This is a genomic window from Cupriavidus sp. SW-Y-13 (assembly GCF_009793345.1).
Classification (GTDB): domain Bacteria; phylum Pseudomonadota; class Gammaproteobacteria; order Burkholderiales; family Burkholderiaceae; genus Cupriavidus.
On sequence record NZ_WHLX01000001.1, the window covers coordinates 1,199,282 to 1,212,203 of the forward strand.

The 12,922-nt window shown below is 61.4% G+C and carries 9 protein-coding genes; 1 reads left to right on the plus strand and 8 read right to left on the minus strand.

Features of this window, described 5'->3' with window-relative positions; all coding sequences use genetic code 11:
• Nucleotides 1-35 precede the first annotated feature (35 nt).
• The 4 genes from GA566_RS05495 to gabT all read right to left on the minus strand — a co-directional run bounded on the left by GA566_RS05495 (nt 36) and on the right by gabT (nt 6,637).
• Nucleotides 36-1,655 (minus strand): ABC transporter substrate-binding protein, encoded by a 1,620-nt coding sequence (locus GA566_RS05495; RefSeq protein ID WP_160471938.1) that lies wholly within the window; start codon nt 1,653-1,655, stop codon nt 36-38.
• Between the two features lie 70 nt (nt 1,656-1,725).
• A complete protein-coding gene (locus GA566_RS05500; RefSeq protein WP_160471940.1) occupies nt 1,726-3,171 on the minus strand; it encodes an amidase in 1,446 nt (481 codons plus the stop codon).
• A gap of 596 nt (nt 3,172-3,767) precedes the next feature.
• Nucleotides 3,768-5,309 (minus strand): acetolactate synthase large subunit, encoded by a 1,542-nt coding sequence (locus GA566_RS05505; protein WP_160473228.1) that lies wholly within the window; start codon nt 5,307-5,309, stop codon nt 3,768-3,770.
• A 26-nt stretch (nt 5,310-5,335) separates the two neighbouring features.
• Nucleotides 5,336-6,637: a 4-aminobutyrate--2-oxoglutarate transaminase gene (gabT, locus tag GA566_RS05510; protein ID WP_160473229.1), complete on the minus strand. Its 1,302-nt coding sequence runs from the start codon at nt 6,635-6,637 to the stop codon at nt 5,336-5,338.
• A 226-nt stretch (nt 6,638-6,863) separates the two neighbouring features.
• On the opposite strand from gabT, the gene GA566_RS05515 reads away from it, so the two are divergent.
• The gene (locus GA566_RS05515; RefSeq protein WP_202126663.1) at nt 6,864-7,535 is read left to right on the plus strand and encodes a cupin domain-containing protein; all 672 of its coding nucleotides are present in this window, start codon (nt 6,864-6,866) and stop codon (nt 7,533-7,535) included.
• Here GA566_RS05515 and GA566_RS05520 read toward each other — a convergent pair.
• The 4 genes from GA566_RS05520 to GA566_RS05535 all read right to left on the minus strand — a co-directional run bounded on the left by GA566_RS05520 (nt 7,516) and on the right by GA566_RS05535 (nt 12,640).
• Entirely contained in the window at nt 7,516-7,686 is a 171-nt protein-coding gene (locus tag GA566_RS05520) for a DUF1214 domain-containing protein (RefSeq protein ID WP_160471941.1), read from the minus strand. The two genes, GA566_RS05515 and GA566_RS05520, sit on opposite strands and share 20 nt — an antisense overlap.
• Nucleotides 7,687-7,943: 257 nt before the next feature.
• Nucleotides 7,944-8,690, minus strand: coding sequence for a YoaK family protein (locus GA566_RS05525; RefSeq protein ID WP_137925684.1), 747 nt, complete (start codon nt 8,688-8,690; stop codon nt 7,944-7,946).
• Nucleotides 8,691-8,867: 177 nt separating this feature from the next.
• Nucleotides 8,868-12,065: an autotransporter outer membrane beta-barrel domain-containing protein gene (locus tag GA566_RS05530; RefSeq protein ID WP_160471943.1), complete on the minus strand. Its 3,198-nt coding sequence runs from the start codon at nt 12,063-12,065 to the stop codon at nt 8,868-8,870.
• Complete coding sequence (locus GA566_RS05535; RefSeq protein WP_160471945.1) at nt 12,062-12,640, minus strand: hypothetical protein; 579 nt, start codon at nt 12,638-12,640, stop codon at nt 12,062-12,064. The genes GA566_RS05530 and GA566_RS05535 overlap by 4 nt, the downstream gene beginning before the upstream one ends.
• Nucleotides 12,641-12,922 lie beyond the last annotated feature (282 nt).

Consider the following 12,922-nt stretch of genomic DNA (forward strand, 5'->3'; position numbering starts at 1 on the left):
CTTTGGTTGAAGCTTTCGCGCGCCCGGCAGGTGCTTTACTTCTTCCCAGACCAGAACAGGGGAATCTGGGCATCCGTCATGCTTCCCAGTTTTACGGCGTTATAGCCCTTGACCTTGGAATAGGCGCCCAGGGGAATGAAGAAGACCTGGTCGTAGTTGAGCTTCTGGATGGCGAGTGCGATCTGCTTCTTCGTGGCGGGGTCGGATTCGTCGGCGAACCGGTCGCGGAGCTTTTCCATCTCCTCGCTCCTGGACCAACCGACGTAGCCGGCTTCACCGCGACCGTCCAGGTTCGGATTCGTGATCGGGTTCATCAGGTCGAGGCTGCTGAAGCCGGTCTGAAAGATGCTCCAGCCGCCCTGGGCCACGCCGTCCTTCTTCGAGTAGCGTGACAGCAGGGTGGCCCAGTCCATCGACTGGATCTCGACGTTCATCCCGATCGACTTCAGCGCCTGCGCCGTCACGGAGGCCAGGCTGGCGAGGATAGGCAGGTCCGTCGGATGCAGGATCACCACCTTGCTGCCGTCGTAACCGCTCTCCTTGAGCAACGCCTTGGCGCGTGCCAGATCTGGCTTCTTCGTCTGCGTGGCGCCATCCTCCGATGCGTAAGGCGACATGCAACTCAGAACCGCGCCGCATACCTGATACATCTTTCCGTCGCCAATCTGGGCGTCGAGATAGTCGGCCTGGTACAAGGCGGCCAGCGCAGCGCGGCGTACCTTGACGTTGTTGAACGGCGGTTGCAGCCAGTTCATGCGGAGGGTGAACATGTTCGTGCTCTTGCCGTAGGACTTGAGCGCGACCGTCTTTACCCCTTCCAACTGCGACACCAGGTCGGGAGGGACGTCCTCCACGAAGTCGATCTCTCCACGACGCAGCGCGTTGACGGCAGTCTGCGCATCGGAGATGTTGACCATCTCGATCCGGTCGACCACCGCGACCTTGCCGCCCGCGAACCCGCTTGCTGGCTCCTTGCGTGGCACATAGTCGGCGAACTTCACGTACGAGGCCCTGACCCCGGGCTGGAACGTCGCGGCGACAAATTTGTAGGGGCCCGATCCGATGACCTCGCTGATGGGTTGCGAAGCTGGCGTAGCGGCAATGCGCTTGGGCATGATGAACGGCACGGGGGAGCCGGGCTTTGCCAGCGCCTCCAGCAGGAGTCCGAATGGCGTCTTCAGTCGGAAGACGACGGTTCGGGGGTCGGGGCTTTCGAGCTTTGCCGTGGCTGCCATCAGGCGTTGGCCCAATGCATCGCGCTCGGCCCAGCGCTTGAGCGAAGCGATGACATCCTCGCCCGTGACCGGCGCACCGTCGTGAAACTTCAGATCCTTGCGCAGGGTCAGCGTCATGGTGAGCTTGTCAGGTGTTTCCTTCCAGCTTTCCACCATTTCAGGTTGCGGCTTGCCGTTGGCATCCAGTGCGAACAACGTATCGAAGACCATGTAGCCGTGGTTACGCGTCACATAGGCGTTCGTCAGGATGGGATCGACAACACGCAGCGGTGCCTGCATGACGACTTTCGCAATCGTCTCGTTCTGGGCGCGGGCGGGCGTGGCGTGCATCCCTGCGAACGTGACCGCGGCGGACAGGACGGCGGGGACGAGGACGGCCGGCGCGGGAATGCGCGCGAGCCCAAACAAATTCTTGTTCATGGCAGGACCTTCAAGATGAGAGAACGGCGAAACGCGAACAGCGTGGGGGGATCGTTGTGGCGCACGACCATCAAGCGAAGACCGGCTTACGGGCTGCCCATGGCGCCACGCGTTCGAGCTGTGCCGAGAGTTCGAGCAGCGTGTCCTCGCACCCGAAGTGGCCGATCAACTGGGTAGCCACCGGAAGCCCCTCGCGGGTCCACGAGAGCGGCAGGCTTGCCGCTGGCAGACCTGCACCGTTGATCACGGGAAGGAACGTCGAATACGTCGATGCACGTGTGCGGTAGGCGCGGAAGCCGAGGTTGTCGGACGGACTCAGCGAGAGGTAATCCAGCTTGCATGGGAGCTGGGCAAGGGTTGGCGTCAGTAGCACATCGAGTTGCGCCATGGCTGTGGCGAATGCTCGGCCCACGCCATGCAGTCGCGCGACCGCGTCCACGTACGATGCTGCGTCCAGTCCTTTCCCCACCTGGTAGCCGTCCACGAGCACCGGCTCCAGGTCGCCGTCTTGCAGGGTGCGACCCAGGACCTTCAGGCGCGCCTCCACGGCGACCACGATGTTGCTGGCAAGGATGCTGCCGTGGGCGTGCACAAAGCCGCTGTAGTCGATGGCGGGGAGTTGGGCTTCGAACACGTCGTGCCCCAATTGCTCGAGCAGGGACGCCGTGAAGCTGACGGCGGCATCGCACTCGGGCGCAATGCCGATGTCTTCCCAGCCAGTACGCAGGATGCCAATCCTGAGTGGTCGCACCGTTGTCTCGCGCACGGCGTCGAGGAAGGATCTCGGCTGGGGCGGGGCGGCATAGGGCGCGCCAGCCTCGTAGCCGCAAATCATGTCCAGCGCTGCGGCGGTGTCGCGCACCGTCATGCTCAGCACGCCGTCCGTTGCCATGCCGGCCCAGCCCTCGCCGCGCACCGGACCCATTGGCACACGCCCGCGCGATGGCTTCAGCCCAAAGACACCGCAGCAGGCGGCCGGAATGCGAATGGAGCCGCCGCCGTCGCTGCCATGGGCGACGGGCACGATGCGCGCGGCCACCGCCGCCGCCGCGCCGCCGCTCGAGCCGCCCACCGAGCGCGTTGCGTCCCACGGATTCAAGGTCGGTCCGCCATTGCGGACGGCTTCGGTCGTGCCTGCCATGCACAGCTCGGGCACCGTGGTGCGCGCGAACGGTATCAGGCCGGCCGCCTCGAATCGATCGGCAACGGTGGCGTTGTACTGGAACGTGGTGTCGTTAAACAGATTCGAGCCGATGCTCGACGCAAACCGCTTGTGGGCAAATCCCGAGTCCTTGAGCAGGAACGGTATGCCGCGGAAGGGGCCACGTGGTATCCAGTCCGCGGCGATCCCGCGAGACTCCTCGAAGCGCGGATACGTGATGGCGTTGAGCGTGGGATTACGCTGTTCGGCCAGGTCGATGGCGCAGTCCATCAACTCGGCGGAAGTCACCTCGCCGCGCTCGATCAGATCGGCCAGGGCCAGGCCATCGAGATTCTCATATTCGTTCGACTGCATCTCTCCCCCAGTTCGCCTTTTATGTCTGATTCAGGCGTGATAATCATCAAGACGATTTTTCGCTAATTGCAACGGCACGTTGTATGCCGCCTTTCAACAGGGCATTAACCAATACGCCGGGTGGTGGACGCGAAGCCAGGATCTGACTATCTCGGGTCCCCGCTGCTCTGGTTTCCTCTCATCGCGTGGTCCTCGCGGGAGTGTGCCATCTCCGCCCTTGCAACAGGTCTGTTGCCACCCGCAAGTAGCGCGGTTGATTGAAGCTGGAACCGAGTCTAGGGGCCGATGTGGCGCGGGCCAAACCAAAACGCGACGGTGGATGATCCCGAATGCGACGTCCTTTTTGCCTGCCAAACAAGGGCACCGCGTCAGTGCGCGGGGTGCCGAAGCGGTGCCCGATTGGCGCTTAAAACGTGCATGTTGGAGAAGGCCCAGTGATAATGTGCTCACGCCAAGAATGGAAAAATGCCGCGTGTGTCATTCACACACGCGGCATTCTCGAAAAAAATATTGGCAGCGATTATGGAGAAAGCCGAAAGGCAGGTCTTTCGGTAATTCTCGTTACCTTCCTGCAGAACAAAATCGAGGGCGAACGCCTAGATACGCAGGTCGATCAGGAAAGGCGCGGGTCTGGCGAAACTCTCCTTCAGAAGATCCCCCACCTGCTCCAGGGATGTCGCGCTGGCAGCCTCCACGCCCATCCCTTCCGCGAGCTTCACCCAGTCAATGTCCGGATCCGAAAGATCCAGCATGCGCATGGCCGTCTCGCCGGGATTCGCCCCAACGCTCTTGTACTCGTTGATGAGGATGTTGTACTTCCGGTTGTTCAGGAGAATGGTCGTGCAGGGAAGGCGTTCCCGCGCTTGCGTCCACAGGGATTGGAGCGAGTACATCGCAGAGCCGTCAGCCTGCAGGCTGATGACCCGGCGCTGGCCGCGGGCAGCGATGGCCGCGCCGGTGGCAACCGGCAGGCCGTCGCCGATGGCGCCGCCGGCGAGATGAAGCCAATCATGGGCCGGAGCCGAATGCGTGTATTGGTAGAAGCTCCTTGCCCAGGTAATGCTCTCGTCTGAAACGATGGCTTCGGGCGGCATCAGTGCAGATAGCGTTTGAGCCAGCCCTTCAGGCGTGGGCGCACCGGTTGCCACCGGAGGTCTTTCTCCGGGGTCCGGTACCGGTACGACGGGGGCATCGATGGCTTGCGCCAGCAATGCGAGCGCCGCCATGGCGTCCTGGTCTGGACGGCAGAGGACGTGGAGTTGCGTATCGGGCGAGTATTGGCGCGAAGGCTTTCCGGGATAGGCAAAGAAGGCAACCGGGGGAATCGCGCCAACAAGGATGATGTGGTCGAACTGCTTGAGGAAATCGACCGCATGATCGGTGTTGTAAGGGATGCGCTGGAGTTGCATGCATCCTCGTCCCCGGCGCAGATGCGACGTCACGAAGTCCGCCCGGATGGTAGCGCCGCTGGCGTGACCGATTCTCCAGGCGATTGTCTGCGCATCGCCCAGCACCGCGTTGCCGGCCAGCAGCATCAGTACGCTGCCATGCGTTCGCAGCACCCTCGCAGCGTTCTCCAACGCAAAGGGATCGACTGGCGGCGGTGCAACCGCCGGGAGAGGCGCTGCGACAGTCGCGGCGGCTTCCCAGCAGGTATCGGATGGCAGGATGAGCGTGGCAATGTTGCCGGGATAGGTGCTTGCCGCCTGTACCGCAGCCGCGCCATCTCGCGCAACGTCGTGCGCGCTCGCGGACATGTGCACCCAAGTGGAAACCGATCTGGCGAGCGCATCGATGTCGCTGGTCAGGGGCGCATCGAACTGTCGATGATAGGTGGCCTGATCGCCAACGAGATTGACGATGCCGCTGCGTGCCCGGCGCGCATTGTGAAGGTTTGCCAGACCGTTCGCCAGCCCCGGGCCACAGTGGAGCAGGGTGCAAGCCGGCTTTCTGGCGATGCGGTAGTACCCATCCGCCATGCCTGTCACAACGTTCTCTTGAAGTCCGAGTACGCATTGCATGCCCGGCGTCTCGTCTAGCGCGGCAACAAAGTGCATTTCGCTGGTGCCGGGATTGGCAAAGCACGTGTCGACGCCCGACGCGAGCAGCGTCTTGACAAGGCTTTTCGCGCCATTCATGGAGTGGCTTGTCGTCATGTGGACTGTTACCTCGGGCGATCCGGCTGGCCGCATTCGCGAACGGCCTCTTCCAGCAGGGCAAGACCTTCCTGGAATACGGCGTCCGGCGTAGTCAGCGGGAACAGGAAGCGAATGACATTGCCATTGACGCCGCAGGTCAACAGGAGCAACCCCTTCTCAAGGGCGCACTGCTGAATCCTTTTGGCGATCTCGGGGGCAGGAAGCCCTGTCGCCGGATCGGAAAATTCGACGGCCACCATGGCGCCCAGAGCGCGAACCTCCCGAATGGAGGCGATCGATTCCTGCAGGCTATTCAGGCGGTCCACCATCGTTTGCCCGAGCGCATTGGCGCGCTCGATCAGGCGTTCGTCCTTGATAACGTCCAGGACGGCCAACGCCGCCGCCACCGCAACCGGACTGCCCGCATAGGTTCCGCCCAGACCGCCCGGCGATGCTGCATTCATCAGTGTCGCGCGGCCAGTGAGCGCGGACAGGGGAAAGCCGCCTGCCAGGCTCTTGGCCATCGTCATCAAGTCCGCTTCCACAGGGTAGTGCCCAAGCGCGAACATCTGGCCGGTGCGCGCGAAGCCGGTTTGAACTTCGTCGATGATGAGCAGGATGCCATGCTCGTCGCATATCCTGCGCAGTCGCGTCAGCAGATCCTGAGGTGCGACATAGAACCCACCCTCGCCCTGGACCAGTTCAATGATGATGCCCGCCACGCGCCGCGGATCTACGTCGGTCTTGAAGAGTTGCTCCAGTGCCTTGATGCTGTCGTCCACCGTCACGCGCAGGGCCTCGGCGGGAAACGGTACGTGCCACACGTCACCCGGCATCGATCCGAAGCCCGCTTTGTAGGGGTTCACCTTGCCGGTCAGGGCCATCCCCATCATCGTGCGGCCATGAAACGCGCCAGAGAACGCAATCATTGCCGACCGACCCGTTGCGGCGCGCGCCACCTTGACCGCGTTTTCAACCGCCTCGGCGCCAGTCGTGAACAACGCGGTCCGTTTTTCAAATGCGCCGGGCGTCAGCGCGTTGAGTCGCTCGCAGAGCGTGACATAGCTCTCGTACGGAGTGACCTGGAAGCACGTGTGATGGAAGTGGTCCAGTTGTTGTTTGACCGCTTCGATCACGCGTGGATGGCGATGGCCCGTTGCCAGCACGGCGATACCACCCGCGAAATCGATCAGGCGTCGTCCGTCGACATCCCATATCTCCGCGTTCTGCGCATGTTGGACGAAGCGATCGGTCTGCACTGCCACCCCTGGAGGACAAGCGGCTTGTCGACGGCGTTCGAGGTCGGTGGCGTTCAATGTAGTCAGCATGATCTTCCAGAAAGTTGGGAGGGTCGCCTTGGACTCTGACGCCAACGCGCCACGCAACTGTACTATCGACGTGAAAAAAATCAACGTAAATTTCACGAATGTGAATTTAGTGCGCCAAATTTGCGGTGTGCGCGGAAGTCGGTGAGAGGAGGCTGGTGCTCTGCAATACGGTCGTACGTTAGAATCGCGCTTCATTCCGAGGCCCCGTGAGAGGTCGAACAGTCCGATGAAGAGCAAGAGCAAGAGCGTTGAAAAGCAGGGCAAGGCCAGTCCCATGGCGCCTCTGGCCAGGAAAACCAAGGCTGGGCAAGAAGCCGGCGTAACCGTGACTCCTGACGCACCGTCGTTTGGCAGGATTGGCGAGGAAATCAAGAGTCTGCGAAAAGCGAAGGGCATGTCTCTCCAGCAGCTTTCCGCGGGCTGCGGGAAATCTATTGGGTTTCTCAGTCAGGTGGAGCGAGGACTCAGCGTCCCATCGATCAGCGATCTGCACGGGATTGCCCAGATCCTGGGCGTCCAGATTGGGTGGTTTTTCCCTCCAGGCGACGCTGTGGATCCCCTCGAGCGGTCAGTGATTGTGCGCAAGTCACAGAGGCGCCAGCTTAGCTTCGCCTCAGGGATCGCGGACTTTCTGCTGTCGCCAAACCTGAACGGACCTCTGGAACTGTTGTGGTCGGTCATGCAGCCTGGCGCCGACAGTGGATCTGCCTATCAACATTCGGGGGACGAAGCAGGCGTGCTGCTGAAGGGTGAACTCGAACTGTGGGTGGGTGAACAACACTTCGTTCTCAGCGAAGGTGACAGTTTCAGCTTTCCAAGTGGAACTCCCCACCGATATCGGAACCCCGGCGCATCGGATGCGGAATTGGTGTGGGTCGTTACGCCGCCTTCGTACTGACCCGACGCAAGCGTGCGCGACAGGCATATAGACGTAGTGTCAGTCCAAGTGCCCCTGACTTTGGGGCGGGCAACCAGTTCGACGTTTTGCTCGGTCCTGGATCGTCAGTCTGAATGTAGAGGTCCAGCGACCCATCAGGGTTGTACTTCAACCTGAGCGATGATGGCTCGCTTCAGGTAGTAGTTGCCATATACCCCCATCGTGTCGGTATTCATCGACCATGGCGGGACCGCCGAAGGGGCTGACCTCGGGATCCAGGTTGCTGAACTGCTTGCGTGTGACGTCCATCAGCACCAGCGGGTACAGATATATATAGGCCTCTTGCGCGATCTCTTTCAGATCGTCAGCATCGTCGTCCGCTGGGGTCTGCCGCGCCGGCTCTTGAGCAGTGCGGTGCGCATCCGAAGTCTATGCGCCGCGGCGCCTGGAGAAGTCGGCTCTGGCGGGCATCCACGCCAGCGCGAACAGCAAACAGGCGAACGGCGTGACGAAAATAAAGCCGATGCTTTGGAAGCCTGCAGCACCGGCCATGCCGCCGAGCACGAAAGACAGCAGCAGGCCGCCCGCGCGCTTCAAGCGAGGGAGGTCGGCGCAGATACGGGCGTGTTCCGGCAACGCGCGTCGGTTCCAGTAGAGCATCTTGCCCAACTCCATCCCAAAATCGGTGATGTTGCCGGTCATATGCGTGGTGCGGACACTTCCGGCGGATGTCTTGGAGCCGATCGCGTTTTGCAACCCCATCATGAAGCAGAGCAGCAAGACGGTGGCTGGTGCGGCGAATGGCGTTTGCCAGCTCAGCGTTGCGGTCCCGAGCACGCCAAATGGGAACAGCAGCGCTGCTTCCAGCAGCAAAGGCAGCGCGTAGATGCTGCGCGCCCGGATTCGGCGGGAGAAATTCACCAGGATTGCTGTGGCGGCTGCCCCGACGGTGAATGAGACGATTGCCGCTGCGGACGCGACCACCATCGTGAAATCCCTTAGTATCACGCCGTCCGAGACCTGCGAGGCAAAGCCGGTCATATGCGAGGTATAGCGTTGCAGCACGATATAGCCGCCCGCATTAACCGCGCCGGCATTCAGCGCGAGTAGTAGGCCAAGAGTAAGGTTTGACGAGGGGGTGCGGTGCCGGTGGGTCAGATAGCGAAGGCGTCTCATGGTTCCAGCGTGTTTCAGTCGGCCTGACCAGAATATTGCGTTACCAGGGCAGGCGCAAGGTGTGCGGGCCCTTGCCGCGGTCCGGATCTCCTTGAGTCGGTCGAGTTCGCTTGTATGTCGTGAACATTGGTACTTCGGTGATCGTCCTGGGGAGCAGCGGAGCCCACAGACGTTCAGCTACCACGTGTACTTGACGCCAAGGCGTCCGATGAATGCGTGATAGGCCTGGGACCCCCATTGCCATCCAACGTTGCTCCAACCGGTCCAACCGCGACGTCCCTGCCCGTCAAAGCCAATTTTCACTTCATAACGGTTGCTGGGGTAGAGGTCGCTCATGCCTACACCATTCAGAGCTATGGTGTTATTCATGAAGTCGTGCCACCAGTTCAGTGTGAGGTATGGCTGATATCGATAGCCCTTGCCGTCTATCCAGGTGCGGTGGAACCTGACGCCAAGACGCGTGATCACGCCGTCGGCGTCGGCGCCACCGACCTGGGTGCCGGTGGGCTCGTTAAAGGTGCCCTGGTAGCTATGGACATAAATCACCTGCGCTTGCGGTTCTATTACCCAATCGCGTGACATCTTGGGCAACCACGCATATCCGGTCTCCGCCGACAGCGCGAGCACTTTCGAGTGGTAGCTGACTGTAGGAAGAAATTCGCCGTTGACATGATTGGTGAACCAGCCGAATTGCGCCCACAGGTCCGTGTACCAGCCCAAACGAGACTGATTGTTCTGAAACCACGTGCCATATATGCCAACGTTGACGCCTTGGACGTCGCTGTCGGCGGTAAAGCGGTTGCCGTCGGCGCGCCCCGTACTCGAGCCCCAGTTGTAGCCAAGCATCCCGCCAACGTGCATTCTGTCGTCGCCGCGGAAGATGGACCACTGCGCTACGTCGCCGCCCATCTGGAGCATCCATGCTGTGCTTTGCACGTCGAAGGTACCGTTACTCGTGCGTGAGCCGATGTCCTTGCCCACCAGGCGCACCCAGCCCGCACCCCGACGTTTGTCATCGTTCTCGAAGGTCTGCTGTTCCGTCCACTGCGGTTCACCGAGACGGTCGTGCAAGCTATGTACCAGGAAGCCGGCGGCCAAGCGTTGATTGGCAAGATAGGCGCCAACCTCCGGGCGCAGCAGCGGAACCACAATGTCTGGGTTGGGGGGAGGCGGTACCGGTGGAACCGGAGGGGTTGGAGGCACATCCCGTTCGGAGCGCAGATACCAGGCGTTGGGATTGGACCCATCGGCGGCGCCTCGGAAGAGGCGATACTCATAGACGCCGGCCACTGCGCGGCCCGACTGGGTGAAGGAACTCGCACTGGTCGTCCCACCATTGGCAACATCGACGATCAGAATCCCGTTCTGCGTGGTCAGCGTGCCCTGGCCACCTGCATTGGTTACGCGAATTCCCGACGTGCCGGAGGCCGTGCCGCCATCGATGACAAGTCGGTCTGATGCGGAACCATCCGCGCCGAGAAAGGTGTTGACGCCAAGAACGCCACCGTTGCCGACGTAGTTGCGGGTGGTCAGGGTTTTGAACGCGCCAGCCACAGGCGGGGTAAATGACACCGTTCCGGCGTTGTTCACTTGCTGCGTCACCCGCGAGTTGCCCGTGATCGACCATGTGCTCGTGGGATCTACTGTCACGTTGGTGACATCCAGTGCCGCGCCGCGCCATGTGGAGGATGTCTGCAATGAGATGTTGGCGACTGCGGTGGCATCTGCCAAGGCGTTGCCGTTGAGCCTGCTGCCATTGCGCGCGATCAACTCCACTGTGGTCGGCTGAGGCGCGGAACCCGAGCCGATTGCCTGCAGCAACAGGTTGCCTCCACTGATGGCGGCATTGTCAGTCGTAATGCTGCTTGGCCCCCCGGTGGCTACGATGGCCACCGAATCTGGGACGTTCATCGTGCCACCCGACATCGTGACGCGATTGGTGAGCGTGTTGGAAAAATTCCGAGAGACAATGCCGGTCGAGTCGCCGCTGGTGGTGACGTTCGTGTTGCCGAGCTGGATGGTCGGTCCGACACCTCCTGCCACATCGATACCGGTAATCAGGTAAAGCGCGCCGCCGGTGCCGGACGTGTTAATGGCAGATCCCGTGGCCGTGACCAGGCCGTTCTGATCGGCGCCCAGGCCGTACACGCCCGTGCCATTCCCGTTCACGGTGCTCTGGGTCAGGTTGACGGTATTCAAGCCCGACACCGCACGTGCACCCGCATAGACGCCAAAGCCATTGGCCGCGTTCATGTTGATGGTCGTGTTGGTGGCATTGATTGTGGAAGTTGCGGCTGCGGTGGCTTGTGCACCGGGTGTCGCGCGAAGACCCGCTGGCGCGCTGCTGTTCACGGTGTTCAGTGCGGGAGTCAATTCGCCGGCGTTCGCAACCAGTTGTGTAAGGGGTGTTGCAGCCACCGAGTAGGTCGACGTTCCAGCGCGATTTATCGTAATCGTGGCATCCGACAGATCTATTTGCGTACTGCGTGGCGCATTGACCGCAGCCGTCGCGCGCGGGTCTCCCGCCACTGCAATCACACCGGAACTGGCATTTGCGCCGTCTATGACCAGACCTTGGAAGCTGACCGTCGTACCGCCAAAAGCTGCAATCCCCGTGCCGCCGTTGATATAGCTTTCGCCCGACCCTGTCAGGTGAATGGTCAGGCCATTTCCAACGGTCGCGGTTCCCTGCGTCACCGCCTCCAGCACCAGGCCCGTGCTCCCCTGGCCGTTCAGATTCAGGACGGTGCTCGCTGGCAGCGACAACGTGCCACCATTCTGCACATAGACGCCTACGCTCTGCGCGCCGTTGCTCGTCAAGCTGTTGTTGCCTTGCAGTGTCATGCTGCTACCCACGCCGCCAGTTCCCAACACGATCGCGCCCTGACGCGATGTGGTGATCGATGTGTCGGTCAGCGACACACGTCCGCCGTTCTGCGCGACGGCGCCATATCCGCCGCCTGTGCCAGCGGTCGCGTTGTTGATGGTGAGTCCGCTGGCGGTGATACTAGCGGCCTGGCCCAGCGCCACCGCACCAGAGCCGAGGGAAGTCGTAGAAACCGAGACACCGGGCCGTGCGATGATCGCCGCTGGCGTGATGTCGGAATTGACAAACAGGCCGTGGCCGGTGGTGGTCTGTATGGAGATCGGACCCGCCGGGAAGCCTGCTGCATTGGGGTCGAACGTCAGGGTGCCGGCAGTCACGCTAGTGCCCGAACCCGCGACGGTGGTCGAGATCTGTGTGTTGCCGACGACGGTACGGTCGCCTGTCGCGCCATTGTTCGTCACGGGCGCGGTTACGGGCCCGGGTCCGATGGTTTGTGCGGACACAGCCCCGGTGGTCAGGAACGCCGCGATGCCGAGAAAGCGTGTCATTTACTGCTCACGGGAATGGGCAGGGCAACGTCGGGCCGGACCAGCGACCGAGAAAATGCAGAGGCCGGATTCAGGTAGTCGACCATTACCTTGCGGAGAATCTCTGTTGAATCCCCGATCAGTAATTCTTCGCCACTCGGATTGACATAGTGCACCGTGATAAAACCTCGCTGCGTGTCGTAAAGAGCGGCGATGTTGTGATCAGGATTCTCTGGATCGGCCATTGTGCCAAGCACGTACGGCTGGTCATCGATCCGTAGAGGTAGCATGGGAGACGCGCTACCCGACGGCGAGTCACGGTGCGTGCTGGCGCCAGGAAGCTTGTCCTTTACCCAGACAGGGACGTCCTGATTGGCATGACGCAATGCCAGGGAGAGGGCATGTCGGAACGCAGGCGTGGTTGCATACGCGTCGTCGAAACGTGGACATTGGGAGGCGCGCGTACATTGGCTGGCCATATATGCACCACGCGGCACATCATTGGAGGGGGCGTCTGTGGAGGCGGCATTCCCCAGAAGAGGCACGCACCACGTCAGGTACGCCGAAACTCTGAGAATCGATGAGCGCCATTGCATATCGACTGTCCTCGCGGTGCGGCCGTACCCGCCGTGGGGAAACCAGAGTGCAAAATTCCTGATGAGTCGATTACAGCAAACGGAATCACTTTGTCATAGTGAGCGTTTTTAACAGGATCATTAAGTTTTTTGGTTGAGTTGCCAAGGTGGCGCCGCCCGCAACGCGGGAATGCGCGGCGAATGGCTACCTGGCCATGCCGAACTGAACGAACGGATAGTACTTGTTCGGGTTCATGATGAGAGCATAGATCGGCCCGTTCTTCACCATCACGCCTGCATCGC